Origin of the sequence: Methylococcus mesophilus (genome assembly GCF_026247885.1) — a bacterium.
GTDB lineage: Bacteria > Pseudomonadota > Gammaproteobacteria > Methylococcales > Methylococcaceae > Methylococcus > Methylococcus mesophilus.
The window spans coordinates 3,336,961-3,360,021 of sequence record NZ_CP110921.1 but is presented as its reverse complement, the minus strand read 5'-3'; the positions used below and the strand labels follow the sequence as shown (position 1 = coordinate 3,360,021).

The following is a 23,061-nucleotide window of genomic DNA, read 5'->3' as shown; positions in this document are numbered from 1 at the left end:
GTCGATGGTCCTCGCCGCAGGAGGGTGCGCCTCCGCCGGCAAGACCTCCGGACCTGCGGAGCCGGCGTCCCCGGCCAAGGCGCCGCCGCGGACGGCGGCCTCCTCCGCTGCCGATACGCCTCAGTCGGCCGGGCCGGACGCCGACTTCCAATCCTCCTACCGGGATTTCCAGGCGCTGGCCAGGAAGCGGGTGGAAGCCATGCAGACACAGTTGCAAACCCGGAACCAGCCGGGAGAAGGGGTAGCGCCACCCCGACCGATACCGGAGCCGCAGGCAGGCTACCAGCAATTTCGGGCCTACGGCACCGAACGTGCGATCGACGTGGCCGAAGCTTTTTTCAAGGGCCGCTACAACCGTTCCCGCGCCCGGTTACCGGAAAACGTCGAAAAATGGCGCTCGCAGCCCGACATCGGCAATCCCGGACCGGATCTGGCCAACTTCCCCAACAGCGCATTCACCCTCCCGGCCGGGCGCGCCTATGTGGAATTCGTACCGTTCACCTATTACGGGACTTCGCAGTCGAGCCCTGCGCAATACAACACCGAATTCCTGCTGCGGTACGGCCTGACCGACGACATCGAGCTGCGTTTGTTCGGCAACGGCGTCGCCTGGCAGGGCGGCAGCAATTCCGCCTGGGGATTTTCGCCCATCGCCTTCGACACCAAGATCAACATCTGGCTGGAAAAGCCGGACTATTTCCTCCCGGCTTTGGGGATCGAGGCCTACATCCAGACCCAGTGGCTGGGCAGCGCACCTTTCGACTCCGGCACCCAGCCTTCGATCAGCTTCAATTTCGACCAGTCCCTGCCGTTCGACATCGACCTGGAATACAACCTGGGCGCGACGCGCACCCAGCAGATGCCGGGGCAGAACGAATGGGAATTCGTTTTCCAGTGGGCCTTGCAGCGCGACCTCTTCGACAAGGATTTCGCCGCCTTCATCCACGGCTACTACAACGCCACGACCCTGCCGCGGCTGCCCAGTTCCCAGGCTCCCGTTACCGACGACCTGACCCAGGACGCGGTCGGCGCCGGCTTGATCTGGACGGTCAACAGCCGTTTCGCGATGTGGGCACAGAGCTCCGCCGGCACCACCCGGAACTCGCCTTCCCTCATCAGTTCACTGGGACTCGCCCTCGCCTTCTGAGCCGTCCAGCCGAGCCCCCGAGCCATGCCGCCGCCGTTCCGACACAGGGTTTCCACGCTATGCCTCTCCTGTCTGGCCGGCTGCTCCGCGGCGACCAAACCGCCGGACGCTCCCGTCCGCCCCCCTCCCGGCACGAAGCCGGCTTCGCCGCCGCCCGAGGCGCGGTACGAGACCTTCGAGTCGGACTACCGCGCCTTCGAGGCGCTGGCGAAACGGCGCGTGGAGGAGCAGCAGCGGCTGTTGCAGCCCGCCGCCGAATTGCCGGAAGCGGCCCCGGCCTATTCCCAGTTCAAGTCCTTGGGCTCCGTGCGCGGCAAGGAGATCAGCGAAGAATTCTTCAAGGGCCGCTACGACCGCTCCCGCGCCCGCCTGCCCGAGAACATCGAGCAATGGCGCTCCCAGCCCGACATCGCCAACCCCGGTCCGGACCAGGCCAATTTCACCAACAGCGCCTTCACCCTGCCCGAAGGCCGGGCCTACATCGAATTCGCGCCCTATACCTACAACGGCCCGGCGCCCTCGGCCTACACCGGCACCGCCAGATCGACGCCGGCCCTGTATTACACGCAGTATCTCCTCCGCTACGGGCTGACCGACGACATCGAGCTGCGCCTGTTCGGCAATGGCGTAAGCTGGAGCGGCGGATCGAACGGCTATTGGGGCTTCTCGCCGGTCGCCTTCGACACCAAGATCAACCTGTGGCTGGAAAAACAGGACTATTTCCTGCCGGCGGCGGCGATCGAGGCCTATTTGCAGACCGAATGGCTGGGCGCCACGCCGTTCAACATCGGCACGCAGCCGGCGGTCAATTTCAACTTCGACCAGTCGCTGCCGCTGGACATCCTGTTCGAGTACAACATCGGCACCGCCCGGGTGCCGGACCGCAACGGCCGGAACGTCTGGCAGTTCGTGTTCGAATGGGCGGTGCAGCGCGACTTTCTCGACAAGGACCTCGCCTTGTTCGCCCATGGCTATTACTACAACTACGACTACACCCCGAGGGCAGCGGCCTCGCCCTCCGGCCTGCCCGCCATTCCCGCGCCCCGGACTCGTTCGCCTTACCAGAACGTGGCCGGCGCCGGTTTCATCTGGACCTTGAACAACCGCTTCGCGGTGTATGGCCAGGCCAGCGGGGGCACCACCGAGTTTTCGCCGTCCATGGTCACCATGGCGGGATTCGCCGTTGCCTTCTGAGCCTTGAATTTCAACCATGCCCCCGTTTGCCTCCCGCACCTGGACCGCCTTAAGCCTGCTGACGCTCTCCGGCTGTGCCGTGCTCGGCAAGCCCGATCCCGAGATCGTCGGCGAGCGTGAGGTCGTCCCGCCGCCCAAGGCACAGGAGTCGCGGGCCGACATCAGGAATCCCGGCCCGGACCTGGCCAATTTCTCCAACAGCGCCTACACCCTGCCGCAGGGCCGGGCCTACATCGAGTTCGCGCCCTTCACCTATTACGGCACCGCGGCGGCGACGCCGGCCCAGTACAACACGGAATACCTGCTGCGCTACGGGCTGCTCGACAAACTGGAACTCCGGGTGTTCGGCAACGGCGTGACCTGGATCGGCGGCGCCCAGCCGACCTGGGGCTTCTCCCCCATCGCGATCGACGCCAAGGTCAATCTCTGGCTGGAAAACCGCGATTATTTCCTGCCCGCTGCCGGCATCGAGGCCTATGTGCAGACCGAATGGCTCGGCAGCGCGGCATTCAATTCCGGCACCCAGCCCTCGATCGCGGCGAACTTCGACCAGACCCTGCCGTTCGAAATCGAATTCGAATACAACGTCGGAACCACCCGCATGCTGAAGCCTTCCGGCCAGCAGCAATGGGAGCTTACCTTTGAATGGTCGCTGCAGCGCGACATCATCCAGGACACCCTCGCCGCCTTCGTCCACGGCTACTTCAACAACATGAGCCTGCCACGGGCTCCGCACGGACACAGGGACCCGACCCAGCCCGACCACATGCCGCAGAACGCCGTCGGCTTGGGACTGCTGTGGACGCTCAACGACCGCGTCGCCATGTGGGTCCAGAACGCCGTCGGCACCACCCGCTGGACACCCGCCCTGCTCAGCACCGTCGGTGTCGACCTCGCATTCTGAAGCCCGCGCCGCAGGGGCCGTCCGGTAAGACAAACGCATGCCTTGCCCCGACTCAGGTCTAAATGCCAGAATAACCGGCCGAACCGCCCCGCGCGGAAACACCCCGCGCAGACCGTGACGCCCAACGGCTTGCGCTTTCGTTGAGTCCCAAGGAACCCTTTGCCATGAACGAATTCTGGATTGCCCCCTCGATTCTCTCCGCCGACTTCGCCCGTCTCGGCGAGGAGGTGGACAATGTCCTCAAGTCGGGCGCCGACATCGTCCATTTCGACGTGATGGACAACCACTACGTCCCGAACCTGACCATCGGCCCGCTGGTCTGTGAGGCGCTGCGCAAGCACGGCGTGACCGCGCCGATCGACGTCCATCTGATGGTCAAGCCGGTGGACCGCATCATTCCCGATTTCGCCAAGGCCGGGGCCAGCTACATCACTTTCCATCCGGAAGCCTCCGAGCACGTCGACCGCAGCCTGCAGCTCGTCAAGGATTCCGGCTGCAAGGCCGGCCTCGTATTCAACCCGGCCACGCCGCTCAACTACCTCGATCACGTCATGGACAAGCTGGACATGATCCTGCTGATGTCGGTCAACCCCGGCTTCGGCGGCCAGTCGTTCATCCCCTACGTGCTGGACAAGGTCCGCGAGTGCCGCCGCCGCATCGACGCCAGCGGCCGCAACATCCGCCTGGAAATCGACGGCGGCGTCAACGCCAAGAACATCCGCGAGATCGCCGCGGCGGGCTGCGACACCTTCGTGGCCGGTTCGGCGGTGTTCGGCGCCGGCCAGGCGGACGACCCGAACCGCTACGACTCCATCATCCGCGCCCTGCGCGGCGAACTGGCCCAAGCCCGCGCATGATCGGATTCCGGCCCGAGCTGATCGCCTTCGACCTCGACGGCACCCTGGTCGACAGCGCACCCGACCTGGCCTGGGCGGTGGACGCCATGCTGGAGCGGCTGGGCCGTGCCCCGGTCGGACTGGAACGGGCGCGGGGCTGGATCGGCAACGGCGCGGATATGCTGATCAAGCGGGCCATGACCGGGCAGATGTGGCCGGAAGCGGAACCCGAGGATTTCCGGGAAGGCATGCGCCTGTTCCTGGAATTCCACGAGGCGCATCTGTGCGAGCGGGGCGGCTTGTTTCCCGGCGTGCTGGAAGGCCTCGAGGGCCTGAAGGCCGAGGGCTATGTCACGGCCGTCATCACCAACAAGTTGGCCCGCTTCACCGAACCGCTGCTGGAACAGCTCGGGGTGACCGAGTACCTGGACTTCATCGGCTCGGGCGACCAGTTCGAACGCATCAAACCGGACCCGCTGCCGCTGCTGAAGACAGCGGAGCGGTTCGGCGCCCTGCCCGAACATTGCCTGATGGTCGGCGATTCGGACAACGACGTGCGGGCCGCGCGGGCCGCCGGTTATGCGATACTGTGCGTCCCCTACGGCTACCGGGGGGAGGTCGCCACGCCGGAACAACTGGGCGCGGACGGCATTGTGGATTCCATCGGCGAGCTTCCCGCCCTACTGAAACGACTGACATGACGGCTTTATTCGGATTCGATCACCGACAACGATGGCGCAGCGCGGACTGAGCACAGACGTTTGACCGTCACGGCCGCCGTGCCGTACATCGTTTCGTATCGAACACCGGAGTTCTCATGACCCCCGAACAATTCCAGGCTCATGCCGCGCAAGGCTACAACCGCGTCCCGCTGGCGCGGCGCGTGCTCGCCGATCTGGACACCCCCTTGAGCGCCTATCTCAAGCTCGCAGACGGGCCTTATTCCTATCTGTTCGAGTCCGTCCACGGCGGCGAGCAATGGGGCCGCTATTCCATCATCGGCCTGCCCTGCCGGACCCGCATCGAGGTGCGCGGACACTCGATCGCCCTCCTGCAGGACGGCGCGCGTGGCGAAACCCTGACGGCGGACAATCCGCTGGAATGGATCAAGGCCTACGGCGCCCGTTTCAAGGTACCGGACATCGAGGGCCTGCCGCGTTTCACCGGGGGCCTGGTCGGCTATTTCGGCTACGAGACGATGGGCTACATCGAGCCGCGCCTCGCCGCCGCCAAACCCGACCCGATCGGCTCGCCCGACATCCTGCTGATGGTGTCGGAAGAAGTGCTGGTTTTCGACAACCTCACCGGCAAGCTGCTGGTCATCGTCCATGCCGACCCGAACCAGGCCGGCGCCTACGCCAAGGCCCAGGCCCGGCTGGACGAACTGGTCCGGGAACTGCGCTGCCGCCAGGTTCTCGCCGCAACGCCGCGGGCGCCGCGCACGGTGGACGAAACCGACTTCATCTCCGGCTTCACCCAGGAAGGCTTCGAGAACGCGGTGCGGCGGGTCAAGGACTACATCGTCGAGGGCGATGTGATGCAGGTGGTGCTGTCGCAGCGGCTAAGCATTCCCTATGCCGCATCTCCCTTGGACCTGTACCGCGCCCTGCGCTGCCTCAACCCCTCGCCCTACATGTACCAGCTCAACCTGGGGGATTTCCACGTGGTCGGCTCGTCGCCGGAAATCCTGGTGCGGCTGGAGGACGGCACGGTCACGGTGCGCCCTATCGCCGGCACCCGCCGCCGCGGCCGCAGCCCGGAAGAGGATCAGGCGCTGGAGCAGGAACTCCTGGCCGATCCCAAGGAAATCGCCGAGCATCTGATGCTGATCGACCTGGGCCGCAACGACGCCGGCCGCATTTCCGAGACCGGCAGCGTGCGGCTCACCGACAAGATGATCGTGGAGCGCTATTCCCACGTCATGCACATCGTCTCCAACGTGACCGGCAAGCTCCAGGCCGGCAAGGACGCCTACGACGTGCTGGCGGCGACCTTCCCCGCCGGCACCGTCAGCGGCGCGCCGAAGATCCGCGCCATGGAGATCATTGCCGAGCTGGAACCGGTGAAGCGCGGGGTCTATTCCGGCGCGGTGGGCTATATCGGCTGGTCCGGCAACATGGACACGGCGATCGCCATCCGCACCGCCGTCATCAAGGACGGCCAGCTCCACATCCAGGCCGGCGCCGGCATCGTCTACGACTCGGTGCCGCGCAGCGAATGGGAGGAAACGATGAACAAGGGCCGGGCCATTTTCCGAGCGGTCGCCATGGCCGAAGCCGGGATCGAAGGAGGCGAGAACGTATGAGCACCCGCGTCCTGATGATCGACAACTACGACTCCTTCACCTACAACCTGGTGCAGTATCTGGCCGAGCTGGGCGCGGACGTCCAGGTGGTTCGGAACGACCAGATCGCGGTGGAGGAGATCGAGCGCATAGCCCCGGACAAGATCGTGATTTCGCCCGGCCCCTGCACGCCGAAGGAAGCCGGCATCTCGGTGGAGACGATCCACCGCTACGCCGGACGCTATCCCCTCCTCGGCGTCTGCCTCGGCCACCAGAGCATCGGCCACGCCTTCGGCGGCAACATCATCCACGCCAAGCGCATCATGCACGGCAAGGTGTCGATGGTGCGCCACCGCGACGTCGGCGTGTTCCACGGCCTGAGCAATCCGTTCCAGGCCACCCGCTACCATTCGCTGGTGATCGAGCAATCCAACCTGCCCGAGTGCCTGGAAGTCACGGCCTGGACCGAGGACGAGGATGGCGGCATCGAGGAAATCATGGGCGTGCGCCACAAGACCCTGGACGTCGAAGGCGTACAGTTCCATCCCGAATCGATCATGACCGAGCAGGGCCACGACCTGCTCCGCAACTTTCTGCACCGGTAACAGCCCATGGAAATCCCCGAAATCCTGGAAACCCTGCTGGCCGGCAAGGACTTGAGTCCCAGCGCGATGCGCGCCGCCATGCGCAGGATCATGAGCGGCGGCGCCACGCCGGCCCAGATCGGCGCCTTCCTGATCGCCCTGCGCTGCAAGGGCGAGACCGTCGACGAGGTGGCCGCCGCGGCCCAGGTGCTGCGGGAAATGGCGACCAAGGTGCCGGTATCGGGCCCCCATCTGCTCGACACCTGCGGCACCGGGGGGGATGCCAGCAAGACCTTCAACATCTCCACCACCGCGGCCTTCGTGGTCGCGGCGGCGGGCGGACGGGTCGCCAAGCACGGCAGCCGCTCGGTGTCCGGCCGCTCGGGCAGCGCCGACGTGCTGGAGGCCGCCGGCATCAACCTCGAACTCACCCCGGATCAGGTCAAGACCTGCATCGAAACCTTGGGGGTCGGCTTCCTGTTCGCCCAGCGCCACCACGGCGCTATGAAGTACGCCATCGGACCACGCCGGGAACTCGGCGTCCGCACCCTGTTCAACCTGCTCGGCCCTTTGACCAATCCCGCCGGCGCGCCGAACCAGCTGGTCGGCGTGTACACCGACCAATGGGTGGAAGGCCTCGCCCGGGTGCTGCAGCAATTGGGCAGCTCACACGTCCTGGTCGTGCATGCCGAGGACGGGCTGGACGAGATCAGCATCGCCGCACCCACCCATGTCGCCGAGCTGAAAAACGGCCTGATCACCAACTATTACGTACAGCCGGAGCAGTTCGGCTTCAGGCGCGCCGCTTTGAGCGAACTCGCCATCGACACCGTCGCCGCCAGCCTGAAGATGATGCGGGGCGTGCTGGACAACATGCCGGGCCCCGCCCGCGACATCGTCGCCCTGAACGCCGGCGCCGCCATCTATGCCGCCGACGTGACCGATTCGCTGGAAGCCGGCATCCGCCGTGCCGAGGCCGTTATCGCCGACGGCTCGGCCCGCGCCAAGCTTGAAGCGCTGGCCGCCCTTTCCCGCCAATTCGCCGCAAGCTGAACGCCATGAGCGACACCCCCGACATCCTGAAAAAGATCCTGGCGCGCAAGGCCGAGGAGATCGCCGACCGAACGAAGGCGCTGCCGCTGTCCGAAATGCGCGCAAAGGCCGAACAGGCCGATCCGGTGCGCGGCTTAGTCCGCTCCCTCCGGGCCAAGATCGAAGCCGGCCAGGCCGGGGTGATCGCCGAAATCAAGAAGGCCTCGCCCAGCAAGGGCGTGATCCGGGAGGATTTCCAGCCGGCAGCGATCGCCCGCAGCTATGCCGCGGGCGGCGCAGCCTGCTTGTCGGTGCTGACCGACCGGGACTTCTTCCAGGGCTGCGAGGACTATCTGCAGCAGGCCCGCGCCGCCTGCGCCCTGCCGGTGCTGCGCAAGGACTTCACCGTCGACCCTTACCAGGTCTACGAGGCGCGGGCGATCGGCGCGGACTGCATCCTGCTCATCGCCGCCGCGCTGGACGATGCGCAGATGCGCGATCTGGCCCAGCTCGCCACCTCGCTCGGCATGGACGTGCTGGTGGAAGTGCACGACCGTACCGAACTGGAACGATCGCTGCCGCTGGAGCTGCCCCTGGTCGGCATCAACAACCGCAACCTGCGCAGCTTCGACGTCAGCCTACAGACCACCCTGGACCTGCTGGCGCTGATCCCTGAAGGCCGCACCGTGGTCACCGAAAGCGGCATCCTGGCGCCGCCGGACGTCGCCTTGATGCGGCAACACGGGGTGCACGCCTTCCTGGTCGGCGAGGCCTTCATGCGCGCCCCCGAGCCCGGCGTCGAACTGCAGCGGCTGTTCGCCGCCTAGGCGGCACTCACCCCGAATCATTCCGGCCATCGAAGAGGACTCACCATGCACGTCACCGTTTCGGAAATCTTCGAACGCTTCCAGCCGGAAGGGCTGATCGCGAACCGGCTCGGCCCCGATGCCGTCATTACCCAGGTCGCGCCGATCGAGGACTGTGCCTCCGGCGACCTGGTGTTCATCGACAAGCCCAAATACGTCGGCGACGTACTCGAACGCAAGCCGGCAGCCGTCATCGCGACGCCGGCCATCGCCGCCGAATTCGGCGAATCGCCGGCACTGGCCGTACTGGTCGCGCCCAACGTCCGCCTCGCCATCGCGCTGATCAAACAGGCCTACGCCGACCGCGACGTGCGCGACACCGAATGGCCGCGCATCCATCCTTCTTCCGTGATCCACGACAGCGTGGAAGTACCCGACGATGCCATCATCGGTCCGGGCGTGGTGATCGGAGCCGATGTCGTCCTGGGCCGGGGCGTGGTGCTGATGGCCAACGCGGTGATCGAGCGCGGCGCCCGCATCGGCGCGGAAACCGTGCTGCATCCCGGCGTCACCGTCTGCATCGACTGTGAAATCGGCGCCAACTGCATCCTCAAGCCAGGGTGCGTCATCGGCTCGGAAGGCTTCGGCTTCGCCCAGGACGCCCAGCGCCGCAACTACCGCATTCCGCACACCGGCAAGGTCGTCATCGAAGACCGCGTGGTGATCGGGGCCAACACCACCATCGACCGCGGCACCTACGGCGCGACCCGCGTCCGCAGCGGCACCATCATCGACGCACTGGTGCACCTCGGCCACAACGTCGAGATCGGGGAAGACTGCATCCTCTGTGCCCATACCGGGCTGTCCGGCTCCACCCGTTTCGGCAAGCGCGTCATCGCCACCGGCCAGACCGGCACGATCGACCACATCACGGTCGCCGACGACAGCGTGCTGCTGCACCGCGCCGGCCTCAACACCAGCATCAAGCAACCCGGCATGTACGCCGGCGGCCCCGCCCAGCCCTTGCAGCAATACCTCAAGAACATGGCGGTGATGCCGCGCCTGCACGAAATCTGGACCCGGCTGAAGAAGTTGGAAAAAGCCGTCGCCGAGCTCGGTTCCGCCAAATAAGAAATCCCCGCCGCATAGCGGCGGGGATTCTCTACCGCTCAAGGCCCGAATCGGGCCGGCGTCTAGTCAGGCTCAGAACTTTCCCCAGGCCATCGGGCCATTGCTCGAACCCGGCGCATACGCCGCCTGGCCGCACCAGCCGGGCTGCTTGCAGTAATACACCTGGCTCCCAACCTTGACCATATCGCCCGCCTTGTACCCGACGCCGTTCTGATACGGCTGGGCGGCCGTCAGATCGGGCGTGCCGTTGGTCGTGAGCTTCGTCCAGGCGGAACTCCAGTAGGTTCCCGCGAACGGCGCGTAGGCCCAGCCGCCGGTGCTGCACCAGCCCGCGATCTTGCACTGGTAGACGTTGCCGTCGATCGCGACGACCTTGGCTCCCACCGCGTATGCCTTGCCATCGACATATTTCGGATAGTTCGGGGTCGGCGCAGGCGTCGGGCTGGCGGTCGGCTTCGGCGTCGCTGTCGGCGCTGGAGTCGGCGTGACGGTCGGGGCCGGGCTTGGGCTGGCTGTCGGGCTCGGCGTCGCCGTCGGCGCGGGCGTCGGGCTCGGAGCCGACGAGCGCAGCTTGTTGTACGCCTCGACCACCAGAGACATGCTCGGATCGTTCACGGAGTCCTGGGTATAGTCCCAGAACCACACCCCGCCCAGGTTGTACGGCCTCACCAATTGGTCGATCTTGGTATCCAGCGAGCGTTTGGATTCCAGCGAGAAGACGGGGTAGGCCGGGTAATAGCCGCTGCCGCCGTAGAAGTTCTGGACTACGCTCTGGCTCTGGCTGTACAGCCAGTCGTAGACGCCGACCTGGGTCGCCTTGATGTCCGACGGCAGTTCCTGGCCGCCCTGGCCGCGGTTGTCGATCCCATTGGGCGTCGCGTTCAGCATCATCGGGCAATCCGCCGCTACGGTGGCGCCCGGATTCAACAGCTTGGTGAAGCACGAATACGGATAGACCCCAGTGAAATCCACTGCGCCGCCGGCCGGATAATAGGCCTCCGGATTGGGCGAATCCGTGAACGCCTGGCTGTACTTGGCCCCGGCAGCGTAGTAATTGCTCTCGAAGGTGTTGAATATGCCGTCGATCCCCGGATATTTCATAAACCCGCCGTAGCCGAACTGGTTGGCCGAAGCCGGCTGATCCTGCACCAGCATCTGCCGCGCGTAGGCCGGCACGCCCAGGACGATCTTCCTGGACGGCACGCCCGACTGGGTGATGTAGAAATCCAGCGCTTTCTGGATGTAGTCCAGCGGCGCCTGGGAAGCCGCGACCGCCTGGTCAGACGGTGCGCCCGCGTTGAATTCGCCGTTGATGTCGAGCGCCATCAGATCGATCCAGTCGACCTGCTGCGCAACCGTCTTCCAATCGATCGAACCATTATCCCCCGCCGCGATGTACGGATTCACCGAAGTCGCCACGGACAGGTAATAATGTACGCTGTCCTGCTGCGACAGCTCTGCCAGCTTGGCGCCGAGACGGGCGATCAAGGTGTTGAAGAAAGCGCCCTCACCCTGGTGTTTGCCCTGGTCCTGGCTGCCGTTGTGGCCGAAACCGGGATATTCCCAGTCGATGCTGAGGCCCTTGAAGCCGTGGTTCTTCATCCAGGCCGCGGCGCTGGTGACGAAGGTGTCCAGCACCTGCGGATTGGCAGTCCAGTCTTGATAGAAATCTGTGAAGCGCTGGGTGTAGCTCCAGCCGCCGACCGAGGCCACGGGGATGGCGCCGGTCTGGGCCACGTAGTCCTGCAGATAGGCGTAGTTCTTGGCGGCAACATCCGCTTCGACCAGCTCGTCGACGTCGACCACCGCGCCGTTCGCGGCCCCCTGGTAGTTGATCGCGGAACCGCCGTAGCTGACGTCCGCGTTGCTGTTCCTGCTGGTCTTGATCGTCAGGAAGGCATAGGTGACGTACTGGGGCTTGGCCGCGCTCGCCGAGACGATCTTGAAAGTGCCCCTGCCCGATCTCAAGCCGGAGAGCGACCGGTTGTCGGCATTGGCCATGAAGCCGGAATGCACCCGCCAGTACGACCAGCTCGGATAATAGCCGCCGACCCAGGTGCCGTCGGGCGCCGCAGCCGAGGGCGCGGCGGTGGGCGCCGGCGTCGGGCTGGGCGCAGCGGTGGCGCCGGGAGTCGGCGCGGGCGTAGGTGTGTTTGTGGGCGTCCCGCCGGCGGAAAACACGACGTCGGTGCAGGCGTAGAACGCTTCCCCACTGTCGCTGCGCTGCCAGATCACGTAGATCACATGCTTCCCATTCTTGCCTTGCGGCAAGGGGCAGGTCATGTTGTAGCGGCCGTTTTTCAGCGTCACGGACTTGACCGAACAAAACGGCGCCGCTTCCAGATCGTCCCAGGCCAGAGGCTGACTCGGATCGTAGCCGTCTTTGGTCACGTAGAAATCGAAATACTTGGTGGCATGCGGAGCCGTGGCGTAATAGACGAATTGGTACTGGCCGTCGGCATTGGGAGCGATGGTGGTCGTTTCCCAGTCGGAACGCGCCAAGTCCATACCGGCGAATTCCGAACCGCCGCCGCTGCAAAGCTGTCCGTCCGGAATGACTTGTCGATGTTGACTATTGGCGCTGCCCTGGCGCACACCGTTCCAATCGTAGAACTGCTGCGTACCCGACTCCGCTTTGGCGGCCGCGCAGGCAGCCGAGGTCGGATTCTCCGGGTTGCTCCGATAACAGTTGTAGATCCGGCTGGGCGGAACCTCCATCGAACCGTGCGCATAACCCTCATCGGTAGCAGCCACGGCCAGGCCGGTACCGATCAACGCTTGACAGATCAAGCTCAATTTTTTCATTTTCATGGACGTACTCCTGTGAACGTCGAACTGAAGAGGAAAGCGAACGGGTACCGGCGAAGTCCCTCGGTGCCTGATGCGCCGCTTTGCCTTGCCAGCCAGGCGCCCCGCTCCCGTGAGTGCGGAGATGAGAAACCGCGAACGGGCGCCTTGCTGACTGTAAATGTTTAGTTCGCGCCTGATAGTTCGTCCAATTGCGATTTTGTAAACGGAGCCATTCACCTCATGAATCTACGCGGCACGGACCTGAACCTGTTGACGGTATTCGAATCGGTCTATGAAGAGCGCAGCCAGCTCAAGGCAGCGGAGCGCCTGTGCATGACCCAGCCGGCCATCAGCAACGCCCTGCGCCGCCTCAAGCTAGTGGCACAAGACCCCCTGTTTCTGGCGAGGAAAAACGTCGGGCTGCAGCCGACGCCGCGCGCGGACGAAATCTACGAGCAGATCCATCATGCGCTCGAGCTTGTCAGGACCAGTCTGGCCCACGACCATGAATTCGACCCTGCCGAAAGCCGGCGGCAGTTTTCGCTGTCCATCATCCACGGCGACGGATCGGTGATCGGCCCGCCCCTGTACCACGCTCTCGGGCGGGATGCGCCGAAAACCCGCTTGTCTATCCATGCGATCGAATCCGAGAAAGAAGCGATAGCGAGGCTGCGCGACCGCAGCCTCGACATCCTCGTGCACTACAACAAATTTTCCGATCCCCGCCTGGCGCACGAACTGATCGACCAGCATCAGTTGGTCGTCATCGCGCGCCGTGACCACCCGCGTCTGGGCGAGTCGCTGACGCCGGAACAAGCGCTGCAAGAGCATTTCGCCATAGTGGAAGGCCACTTCCCGGGCATGCGGCGGGAAGCATGGTTCGACCGCGTCGGCGAAAGAATCGCTCTTCAGGTTCCGAGCGTCATGGTATCGCTGGTGATGGTCGCGCAGACCGATCTGCTGGCGTTCACCTCCCGGCACTTTGCCGATACCTTCGGCAAGCGGTTCGACATCAAGCGCTACCCAGTCCCTTGGCAGAACGAGCCCGTACCCATGTACATGATCTGGCACCGTTCCGCTCAAGAGGACCCGGCACACCGGTGGTTCCGGGAAAAGCTCAAAGAATGCGTACGGAGGATCCGGGATCGGCCCGCCGGGTCGAGCGCATGAAGCCGGCAAGCGACTGACGATCAACGACAACGGAGCCACTCACCCTATGAACCTGCGCGGCACGGATCTGAACCTGTTGACGGTATTCGAAGCGGTCTATGAAGAGCGCAGCCAGCTCAAGGCGGCGGAGCGCCTGCGCATGACCCAGCCCGCCATCAGCAACGCCCTGCGGCGGCTCAAGCTGGTAACGCAAGACCCGCTCTTTGTGGCGAGGAAAAACCTGGGGCTGCAACCGACGCCATGTGCGGACGAGCTTTACGACCGGACACACCAGGCCCTCAATCTGATCCGGACCGGCCTGTCCGCCGACGACGCATTCGACCCTGCCGAAAGCTATCGGCATTTTTCGGTGTCCATGGTCTATGGCGGCGGCTCCCTGATGAGCACGGCGCTGTACCAGGCTATCCACAGCGAAGCGCCGAATGCCCGCCTGTCGGTCCACTCACTCGACTCCGAAAAAGAGGCGATCGGCAAACTGCGCGACCGCAGCCTGGACGTTCTGGTGCACTACAACCGGTTCGCCGACCCCAGCCTGGCTCACGATCTGGTCTACCAGCACCAGATGGTCATCATCGCGCGGCGGGACCACCCCCGCATCGGCGACTCGTTCACCCCGGAGCAGGCGCTGCGGGAGCATTTCGTCGCAGTCAACGGACACTACCCCAGCCTGAGCGTCATTCCCGAACAGGAAACCTGGTTCGACCGGGTCAACGAACGGATCTCGCTCCAGGTGCCGAACGTCATGATCCTGCTGCTGGCCGTTGCGCAAACCGAACTGCTGGCCTTTACGTCGCAGCGGCTCGCCCACACTTTCCAAGACCAGTTCGGCATCCAGTGCTATCCCGTCCCCTGGCAGATCGAACGGGTTCCCATCTACATGATCTGGCACCGCTCGGCGCAATCGGACCCGGCCCACCGCTGGCTGCGGGAAAAAATCACGGAAAGCGCCCGGACCACTTGGCTTCCACCCATCGAGCAGCGGGAGCGGACGCAACAGGAACAGGATTGGCTGTTCCGGCTCGACAAGTATCCGGAATAGCGAACCACCGCCGCCCCAAGAAACCCAGGAGCATCATGGACTACACCTCCCCATCCGATCTCAAGACCATCCTCCATTCCAAGCGCGCCAATCTTTATTACCTCGAGCATTGCCGGGTGCTGGCTTCACTGCCCCATAGGCAGCTCAGAAAGGTAGTTCCTCGGCCGGAATATCATGGCGCGGGCTTCACTGCCGCATAGGGAACAGTGCGCACAACAGCTGTCGCCGATATATCGGCGGCAGCTATACGCCCAGCCCAAAGATACCGTTTACCTCGGACATCAAGCCGCCCGCAGTACGCCGGCCAAGTTCGCGGGAAACGCGTTCGGGACATAACGCCTCGTCAACCCGCCATTACCGTCCATCGACAGGGGCAACAGCGGCCCGCCGATAAGCTCGTCTTTTTCCGATACGTTGCAATATCCCGGCTTGGGCGCTCTTCGAATCAGGCGTTTTGCAAGAAAACTCGCCATATTAGGATCGGCATCTATTCCGATAAACTCGGTCAGCCTCGAAAATATATTGAACGGCCGATCGATGAACTCGTCATAATTAAGCTCGAAGAAACTATTCTCCGGCAGGCTGCGCAGAAAGCGGACCGCCGCTTCGGTGCTCAGCCTCCACTCCAGCAACCCTTTTTCATACGGCGTTGAACATAAGCCGGGCAGATGGCGCGTCTCGTCGAAGCGCATTGCATATTCGGCCAGCTTGTCCCATTTGTAAGCATCCTCCCCATGCCAGCCGCCTATCTCGATCATTTTTGCAATCGATGTGGCGACTTCGAGGCCATTTCTATAGATATGGATGAATCTAGCGTCAGGAAAAATATGACGGATGAATGCGAGGCGAAAATTATTGGCCGGGTTTTTTTCGATGAGAACCGAGCCTCCGCGTTTGATGGCTTCGATCCGTAACAATCGGCTTAGCTTCTTGCTTTTGGCATATACGGCATCTGCGGCATCGAGGACGAGCTTTCCGCCGCGAGACGGAGCTTTGGATGACCAGATATCGACTTCCGGATACGCGGAAACCCATAAGGCCCTGGGCTCGTTCAAATAGGCGACATCCGGATGACTTGATAATGAAGTACCGAGGATCGTCGCGCCCGAAGGTCCGAAACCAAGGATAAATACTGGGCGTTTTACTCCGTGAAAGGGAAGCGCAGCATATAAGTTTCCTAGTAAACTCATGATTATCTCCACAGCCGTTAGAAACGGGCTTAGTAAAACATCTGGCTGTATTCCAAATGTGTCCGATCGCAGGAGATTTGTACGCCGATTGTATCTTTGCGCCTTCAACACGCCTCAGGCAAAAAAAACCCCGCCGCAAGCGACGGGGTTTTCGATATAGCGTTCCGGAAGTCTCGGAGCTCGCCAGCGCTATCCTCGCCGGGAGCCGATCATCGCGGAGAGCGCTTTAGGGCACCCCTCTTTTCGTCGCTCCCGCGCAAGCGGGAGCCCAGTAAAAACTAAAGACATGGATTCCCGCTTGCGCGGGAATGACGGGCTTTTCGAGGAACCCTTTACGGCTTGGAGATCGTGATGTTGATCCAGGCGCCCTTGGCAGGCAATTCCCAGACGTCGCCGCTGGTGGTGAGCTTGCCGTCGGCGCCGATGCCCCAGTCGTCCACTTCCAGGACGTTGGCGACGTACAGCATGTAATAGCCCGTCTTAGGCAGGGTGATGGACTTGCTGAACGCCCCGGCGGTGCCGTCGTTCAGGACCATCCCTTTGAACGCCGTGGGGTGCATGATGAGCTTCTTCGATGCCTCGTACTTGTCGGCGTCATAACCGGAATCGACGTAGTACATCGTGTAGCTGTCCGTCTTCATCGGATAGAGCTCGGCATCCACGCCCGCGGGTGCGGTATGGTCGGCCTTGGCCGGCAAACCCTGGATGGTCCAGTCGGCATGCTGAATCAGGGTATGAGCGGGGACAATGTCGGAGTTTGCTGGCATCGTCTGCCCTTCGGCGATGTCCTGAGTGCCTGCCCAGGTCAGAGGACCGCCCTCGGGCCGCCAGAACAGGATGAAGCCCGGATGGGCGCCTCTCAGGCTGGCTTCCGATGCGTCCCGCTGGACGCTGAGGGTGATCTTGTCGCCCGCAGCACCGTTGAAGTAGGACCATTTGCCGGTGTGGGTCCAACCACGCCAGATGTCCTGGCCGTCGCTGACCGGCGTAATGGTGTCGTCGTTCCACTTGATGCCCGTGGTCGGATCGTAGAACGATGTCTTGCCGACCGGGGCCGAAAAGCTTTTGTTATAGCCGGAAAAATCGCGCAACGGCCCATACTGCGGCGTTCCCGGCCCAGGCTGGGAAACATTCGTGAAATTGATGACCGGACTGGAGCGGCCGGTACCCTTTAAAGCAAAGGTTTCCACCATCTCGGCCACGCCGGAGTCTCGCCCGTCGCAATTGGAGTCCACACCGTCCAGCGTCGCTTCGGTGGCGCCCGGATGGACGGTGGGCGCGAAGTCATTGCAGTCCACGTCGGCATGATAGCTGTCGCCGTCCCGGTCCAGCGCATTTAGCCCGGCCGAAGTCGCCGAGCCTTTCAGGGCGATGTTGGACAGCGTCACACCCTTCTTCGTCTTGGCTTTCGCCTTCCCCGTCGCAGCGACGTCGAAATAGCCTTTCAGGCCGCCGATACTGATGTCGACGGGAATCCTCGCGGCCGAGATCGTGGTGGTCTGGTCCTTGTACTGGCTGGCCAGCGCCGGCTCGCCTTTCCATCTCAGAACGAAGTCGATCCCCTCGGTGTTCCAGGTGAACTTCAACGTACCGCCGGGCAGTACGATGACCGATTTGCCGCTTTTGACTCCGAAGTTTTGCTTGGCGCCGTCGCCCAAGCTGCCCGAAACCAGGGTCTTGCCCTGTAAAGCGGCTGACCAAGCGGTGGCGGCGCTCACATCGGCAAAGCTCATTTGCCCGTCGAAGTCGAAGTGCCCTTTTATGACCAGCAGTTCGGTGCCGATTTCCTGGCCGCCTTTGAGCCATTCGGCATAGGCTTCCGAATAGGTGAGCTGGGCGGCGTTGGCCCATTGCGGCAACACGGCGGCGAGACCAGCGGCCAAGACGGTGTAACAACAGGTTTTGTTCATGGTGCCTCTAGTTCCCAGTAGCTACAGACATGGAAGTGTTGCGGCCGAAGGGCATGGCATAGGGGCCGTTGAGGCGCTCACGTCACGACCTGAGCGCTGGCGGGCTTGCCCATGCCGCTCCCGCGGCAATTTCCGAAAAGCGTGGCGGCGGATGCCACCACGCAGGTTTAGGCGAGGACTTACGGCTTGGAGATCGTGATGTTGACCCAGGCGCCCTTGGCCGGCACTTCCCAGACTTCGCCGGTGGTGGTGAGCTTGCCGTCCGCGCCGATGCCCCAGTCGTCCACTTCCAGGACGTTGGCGACGTACAGCATGTAATAGCCCGTCTTAGGCAGGGTGATGGACTTGCTGAACGCCCCGGCGGTGCCGTCGTTCAGGGCCATCCCTTTGAACGCCGTGGGGTGCATGATGAGCTTCTTCGATGCCTCGTACTTGTCGGCGTCATAACCGGAATCGACGTAGTACATCGTGTAGCTGTCCGTCTTCATCGGATAGAGCTCGGCATCCACGCCCGCGGGTGCGGTATGGTCGGCCTTGGCCGGCAAACCCTGTACGGTCCAGTCGGCGTGCTGCACGATCACGTGGCCGACGACGGTGTCGGAGTCGGCGGGCAGCGCGGTCTGGCCTTCGTCGAGATCCTGGGTGCCGGCCCAGAACAGCGGACCGCCCTCGGGCCGCCAGAACAGGATGAAGCCCGGATGGGCGCCTCTCAGGGTGGCTTCCTGCGCATCACGCTGTACGTTGAGGGTGATCTTGTCGCCGGCGTTGCCGTTGAAGAACGACCATTTGCCGGTATGGGTCCAGCCGCGCCAGATGTCCTGGCCGTCGCTGACCGGCGTGATGGTGTCGTCGTTCCACTTGATGCCCGTGGTCGGATCGTAGTACGAGGTCTTGCCGATCGCCAGCGCGAAGCTCTTGTTGTAGCCGGAGAAGTTGCGCGGCGGCCCGTAGACGGGCGTTCCCGGCCCCGGCGGCGAAGAGATCTTGAAGTTGATGACCGGGCTGGAATAGGTGCCCGGATTCTTGAACGTCTCGACGACTTCCGCAACAGCGGAGTCGCGCCCGTCGCAGTTGGAATCCACGCCGTCCAGCGTCGCTTCGGCGGCACCCGGATGGACGGTGGGCGCGAAGTCGTTGCAATCGACGTCGGCCGTGGAGCCGTCGCCGTCCCGGTCCAGCGCGTCCAGGCCCGCGGAGTTCGCATTGCCTTTCAAGGCGATCTTGGACAGCAGGGTGCCGTTCTTGGTCTTGGCCTTCGCCTGGCCGGTGACCGGAACGTTGAAGTAGCCGTGCAGGCTGCCGATCGCGATGTCGACCGGGAATTGCGGCAGATTGATGCTGGTGTTCTGGTCCTTGTAAAGCCGCGCCAGGGCCGGCTCGCCGGTCCATTTCAGCTTGAGCATGATGGCTTTGGCGTTCCAGGTGAATTTAAGCGTGCCGCCGCCGGGCACGTTGATCACCGCCATGCCGCCCTTGGCGCCGAATTTCTTCTTGGTGGCATCGCCCAGGGTACCCGTTGCCAGGGTCTGGCCCTGTACGACGGCCGACCAGGTCGTTTCCGGGGTGATATCGCCCATGCCGACGTGTTCGTTGAATTCGAAGTGTCCGTCCAGCACCAGCAGTTCGGTGCCGACTTCCTGGCCTTTCTTGAGCTTTTCCGAATAGGCTTCCGAATAGCTCAGGTGGGCGACCGCGGTGACGTCGTGAGTGCCGCCGTGGGCGGCAGCCAGTTGCGGCATGGCCGCAAAGAGGCCGGCGGCCAGTAAGGAATAACGATGCGTTTTGTTCATGGTGTCTCTCTTAAAGGTGTTGCAATAGTCCTGAGGTATTAAGGCATACCGTTGGATCCCTCGATGCTTCCCTGCAGGGCCTGAATCGGCCCCAGCCCCTGGGCGGTGCGGCCTTTCCTGCCCACCGCCGGGATTTCCAGAAATTCGTCGTCGGCCAGACCGTCCCCGTCGGCATCGCTGACGGACTGATGGTCGCCGGCATGGCCGTTCGGCACCTGGAGCGCCGGGTGGTCGAAAGGCGCCGCTTCGTCCCGCACCCGTTCGTCGGTCAGGGACTTGAGGAAGGCGGCGATGTCGTCCTTCGGACCTTGCTCGTTGCCGATGATGTCGCTCAAGGTGGGCATCTCGACCACCTTGTCGCGGCTGGCGTAGTTGCCGACCCTGATATAGAAGTCGATGACCTGATTCAGGGTGAGAACGGAGCCGTTGTGGAAATACGGCGCCGTCAGCTCCACGTTGCGCAGCGTGGGAATCTTGAACGTACCCTGGACGCCGGCCCGCAGCAGGCTGCTGCTCCCGGCCTCGGCCTTGGCCGCTTCCGCGGCGGCCGCCGCCTGGGTCGGGATCATGGCCAGCTTGGAAAGAACACAGCCCTCGCTGCCCAGCGGATCGGGCTGCAGCTGGTCATCCGGGAAGCCGTAGGGGTCGGACTTCGAGGTCTTCACGAACGGCGCAGTGAACAGGCACGGCCGGACTTTCAGCTCGTCGAAAACGCCGCCGCCGTTCCCCACCAGCTCCGCCAGATACTGCTTGGCAAACGATAGCGGCTGCGAGGAATTGCTCGCACTGTTGTTTCCGAGTCCGGGGTCGAACGAATAATGGGTGACGCCGGTGTTGACGAAACCCGCGTCCATCAGCCGCGTATTCCCCAGGGGATCGTTGGTGCGGTCCACCAGGGAGTAGCCGTTCGGGTCGACCTTGACCGCCTTGCCGTTCGCCAGCCTCACGATCTCCGGACTGGCTGCCGTCGATGCCAGCGGTCCGGTATGGCAGAGGATGCAGTGGGCGTTGATGAAATGCTGCAGACCCCGGAGCTGGGCGGCGGTCATGGCCTGCGGGGCATCGATCAGATAGTCGGAATTGGGACAGCCCGCCACCGGATGCAGTTCCTGCCCGTCGAAACAGACCTGAACCTTGCCGGAGTCCACGGGGGCCTGGTCGGAAATCAGCGTACGCATGTAGGCCTGTACCGCCACGCCGAAATACAGAGCGAAATTGGCTTCCATCTGGGTGTACGGCTCGGAGGACCCGGCCGGCGTACCGAAGATCGCCCGGTTCTTGCGGGGCGCCTTGCCCGACCAGTACTGGCTGCGGAAAGCCTTCTTGATCAGCTCTGCGTAGGTCTGCGCCAGGCCCTGGCCTTGCGCGGAGCGGGAGCCGGCGAGCACGCCGTCTTCGGCGTGGACTGCCTGCCGCTCCAGTGCCCGGCGCTGCAGCAGTTTGCGGCCGACGTCCGGGAAAGTGCGGCCGTTGCAGGACATCTCCTGGTTGTTGGTCGGCGGCCCCACGGCCTGGGAGGCGAGCGAGGAGTTCTCCAGCCGGAACGGCTTTTTCTTCGGCTTGCCGTTCACCACGACCCAGACACCGGCACCGGTATCGCGGAGCCCGTCGCCGTTGACGCCATTGAACACGCTGTTGGCCCGGCCGTCCCAGAACTGGCGGTGAAACAATGCCGCATTGATGACCGTCGGCGTGTTGCGAGGCTCGACCTGCCGGGTGCGGGTGCCGCCGACGTGATAGACGCCGTCATGCCCGGCGCGGTCGCAGTCGTCGAGGGAATTGCCGGTCTTGCTTACCCCCTTGAACTCACCGGCATAGGTGCCGGAAGACGACATGACATTGTCGGTTTCCGCCGTGAAGCCGGAATCGTTGTCGTTGGGATCGGCGAAGCGGACGAAGGGGAAATCGTCGGCGGTAAGTTCGTAATTCGGCCCGCCGGCGCCGCCGGAAGCCGTAGGCTTGAACCCCGCGGCCAGCGCCGGATACAGGGGATCGCCGCCGGCATCGGTCAAATGCCGCTTGCCGCCCGGATTCAGCGCGTTTTTCGTCCGTACGTCCGCGCCTGCGTGGAAATGGCAGCTCGCACAGGCCATGCCGTCGCTGCCGACGTTCATGTCCCAGAACAGCGCCTTGCCGAGCACCAGCAGCGCCTTTTCGTTCTTCACGACCTTGCCGAGGCCCGGAATGGGCGGCGGCTGGACGTTCTTCAGGGAAAAGGGGAAAACCAGCGCCCCGTGCGCGGACGCGGCCGGGGGGTAGATGGCGGCAGCCAGGAGGAGGGTGAGCAGGGTTGCCGACCCGATGGCCAGAAGACTCGAAGTACCGGAGCGCATGGGATGATGGCGGAAAAGTTTGAACATGCCTCGCTCTAAGGCAAGTTCGATACCATCATTAAAAAATACTAATAAACAGCGTGTTACAAATCACCGGCGAAAAAGCCGGGGCGACCAACTGCGGAATATCCCGCAATCACTGCGTCATCTCGCTCAGCAGGCACCGCACCCGCCCCGGTCCGCCGTGGGCGGATCCGGGGAAGGCGCGGGACTTTCCTTATGGACGGAGAGCCTATCTGTCGTCCGGGCTCACCAGCTTGAACACCAGAGCGGCCGCGCCGCCGCCCGCCAGATCGGCCAACAGGTAGATCCAGAGGTTGGACCAGGCAGAGAGCCCCATGGTGGAAATCCCGACGGCCACCGCGGGATTGAAGGCTCCGCCGGAGATGTTTCCCACGGCAAACGCCCCCGTCATCACCGTCATACCGATCGCCAGCCCGTAAAACGAATTGCCCGCCGTCCCCTTCGCCGTGGCGGCGTTCAGCACCACGTAGACCAGTGCGAAGGTGAACAGGAACTCGGCCACCAATGCCGGCCCAACGGCCGGGGCCATGGCGGTGACCTCTGCCCCTGCCTTGAGGAATTTGACGGCAGCGGCCGCGAGCACCGCGCCGATGATCTGGCTTATCCAATAAGGGATGACGTCCTTGCCGCTGCAACGCCCGCGCATCCAAACCCCCAGCGTGACGGCAGGATTGTAGTGGCCGCCTGAGATGTGGCCGCCGGCGAAAATCATGACCATCAGCGCGGAACCGATCGCAAGAGGCGGAATGACGCCGCCCGCGCCGGCGATCACGGTGCACCCGACGGTAAGTACCAGGAAGAATGTCCCAATCAGTTCGACGATGTATTTGTTCATTGTCCCCCCTAGTGATCTGGAATCATCAAGACATCCGGAACCAGCTCCGGATGCTGGAATCG

The 23,061-nt window shown here is 63.6% G+C and carries 19 protein-coding genes; 13 read left to right on the top strand and 6 right to left on the bottom strand.

The window, feature by feature from the left end; translation table 11 throughout:
• Positions 1 to 4: 4 nt before the first annotated feature.
• The 10 genes from OOT43_RS15975 to lpxD all read left to right on the top strand — a co-directional run bounded on the left by OOT43_RS15975 (position 5) and on the right by lpxD (position 9,918).
• Positions 5 to 1,147: a transporter gene (locus OOT43_RS15975; RefSeq protein ID WP_266021570.1), complete on the top strand. Its 1,143-nt coding sequence runs from the start codon at positions 5 to 7 to the stop codon at positions 1,145 to 1,147.
• Positions 1,148 to 1,171: 24 nt separating this feature from the next.
• A complete protein-coding gene (locus OOT43_RS15970; RefSeq protein WP_266021568.1) occupies positions 1,172 to 2,341 on the top strand; it encodes a transporter in 1,170 nt (389 codons plus the stop codon).
• A gap of 16 nt (positions 2,342 to 2,357) precedes the next feature.
• A complete protein-coding gene (locus tag OOT43_RS15965; RefSeq protein WP_266021567.1) occupies positions 2,358 to 3,245 on the top strand; it encodes a transporter in 888 nt (295 codons plus the stop codon).
• Positions 3,246 to 3,409: 164 nt separating this feature from the next.
• Positions 3,410 to 4,102, top strand: a complete 693-nt coding sequence (gene rpe, locus OOT43_RS15960; protein ID WP_266021566.1) for a ribulose-phosphate 3-epimerase — start codon at positions 3,410 to 3,412, stop codon at positions 4,100 to 4,102.
• Positions 4,099 to 4,782, top strand: a complete 684-nt coding sequence (locus OOT43_RS15955; RefSeq protein WP_266021565.1) for a phosphoglycolate phosphatase — start codon at positions 4,099 to 4,101, stop codon at positions 4,780 to 4,782. Before rpe ends, OOT43_RS15955 begins: the two co-directional genes overlap by 4 nt.
• 116 nt (positions 4,783 to 4,898) lie before the next feature.
• Positions 4,899 to 6,386 (top strand): anthranilate synthase component I, encoded by a 1,488-nt coding sequence (gene trpE, locus OOT43_RS15950; RefSeq protein ID WP_266021563.1) that lies wholly within the window; start codon positions 4,899 to 4,901, stop codon positions 6,384 to 6,386.
• Positions 6,383 to 6,970 carry an anthranilate synthase component II gene (locus OOT43_RS15945; RefSeq protein ID WP_266021561.1) on the top strand — a complete coding sequence of 196 codons (588 nt, stop codon included), beginning with the start codon at positions 6,383 to 6,385 and terminating at the stop codon, positions 6,968 to 6,970. Before trpE ends, OOT43_RS15945 begins: the two co-directional genes overlap by 4 nt.
• Positions 6,971 to 6,976: 6 nt before the next feature.
• Positions 6,977 to 8,002, top strand: coding sequence for an anthranilate phosphoribosyltransferase (trpD, locus tag OOT43_RS15940; protein WP_266021560.1), 1,026 nt, complete (start codon positions 6,977 to 6,979; stop codon positions 8,000 to 8,002).
• A gap of 5 nt (positions 8,003 to 8,007) precedes the next feature.
• The gene (gene trpC, locus OOT43_RS15935) at positions 8,008 to 8,808 is read left to right on the top strand and encodes an indole-3-glycerol phosphate synthase TrpC (RefSeq protein ID WP_266021559.1); all 801 of its coding nucleotides are present in this window, start codon (positions 8,008 to 8,010) and stop codon (positions 8,806 to 8,808) included.
• A gap of 45 nt (positions 8,809 to 8,853) precedes the next feature.
• Positions 8,854 to 9,918, top strand: coding sequence for a UDP-3-O-(3-hydroxymyristoyl)glucosamine N-acyltransferase (gene lpxD, locus OOT43_RS15930; protein WP_266021558.1), 1,065 nt, complete (start codon positions 8,854 to 8,856; stop codon positions 9,916 to 9,918).
• Between the two features lie 72 nt (positions 9,919 to 9,990).
• Here the strand turns inward: lpxD and OOT43_RS15925 are convergent, their stop codons facing one another.
• Positions 9,991 to 12,729 (bottom strand): lytic polysaccharide monooxygenase, encoded by a 2,739-nt coding sequence (locus OOT43_RS15925; protein WP_317134007.1) that lies wholly within the window; start codon positions 12,727 to 12,729, stop codon positions 9,991 to 9,993.
• 219 nt (positions 12,730 to 12,948) lie between these two features.
• Between OOT43_RS15925 and OOT43_RS15915 the strand changes: the two genes are divergently transcribed.
• From OOT43_RS15915 to OOT43_RS15905, 3 genes are read left to right on the top strand one after another with little or no spacing between them, the layout of a single operon-like run.
• Positions 12,949 to 13,878, top strand: coding sequence for a LysR substrate-binding domain-containing protein (locus tag OOT43_RS15915; protein WP_266021557.1), 930 nt, complete (start codon positions 12,949 to 12,951; stop codon positions 13,876 to 13,878).
• A gap of 46 nt (positions 13,879 to 13,924) precedes the next feature.
• Positions 13,925 to 14,917, top strand: a complete 993-nt coding sequence (locus tag OOT43_RS15910; RefSeq protein ID WP_266021556.1) for a LysR substrate-binding domain-containing protein — start codon at positions 13,925 to 13,927, stop codon at positions 14,915 to 14,917.
• 35 nt (positions 14,918 to 14,952) lie between these two features.
• Entirely contained in the window at positions 14,953 to 15,117 is a 165-nt protein-coding gene (locus tag OOT43_RS15905) for a hypothetical protein (RefSeq protein ID WP_266021554.1), read from the top strand.
• Between the two features lie 81 nt (positions 15,118 to 15,198).
• Here OOT43_RS15905 and OOT43_RS15900 read toward each other — a convergent pair whose 3' ends face one another.
• The 5 genes from OOT43_RS15900 to OOT43_RS15880 all read right to left on the bottom strand — a co-directional run bounded on the left by OOT43_RS15900 (position 15,199) and on the right by OOT43_RS15880 (position 22,999).
• A complete protein-coding gene (locus OOT43_RS15900; protein ID WP_266021552.1) occupies positions 15,199 to 16,107 on the bottom strand; it encodes a sulfotransferase family protein in 909 nt (302 codons plus the stop codon).
• Positions 16,108 to 16,439: 332 nt separating this feature from the next.
• Entirely contained in the window at positions 16,440 to 18,017 is a 1,578-nt protein-coding gene (gene corA, locus OOT43_RS15895) for a copper(I)-binding protein CorA (RefSeq protein ID WP_266021550.1), read from the bottom strand.
• A gap of 179 nt (positions 18,018 to 18,196) precedes the next feature.
• Positions 18,197 to 19,807: a copper-binding surface/secreted protein MopE gene (gene mopE / locus OOT43_RS15890; RefSeq protein ID WP_266021549.1), complete on the bottom strand. Its 1,611-nt coding sequence runs from the start codon at positions 19,805 to 19,807 to the stop codon at positions 18,197 to 18,199.
• Positions 19,808 to 19,845: 38 nt separating this feature from the next.
• Entirely contained in the window at positions 19,846 to 22,167 is a 2,322-nt protein-coding gene (locus OOT43_RS15885; RefSeq protein WP_266021547.1) for a cytochrome-c peroxidase, read from the bottom strand.
• 205 nt (positions 22,168 to 22,372) lie between these two features.
• The gene (locus OOT43_RS15880) at positions 22,373 to 22,999 is read right to left on the bottom strand and encodes an MIP/aquaporin family protein (RefSeq protein ID WP_266021546.1); all 627 of its coding nucleotides are present in this window, start codon (positions 22,997 to 22,999) and stop codon (positions 22,373 to 22,375) included.
• Positions 23,000 to 23,061 lie beyond the last annotated feature (62 nt).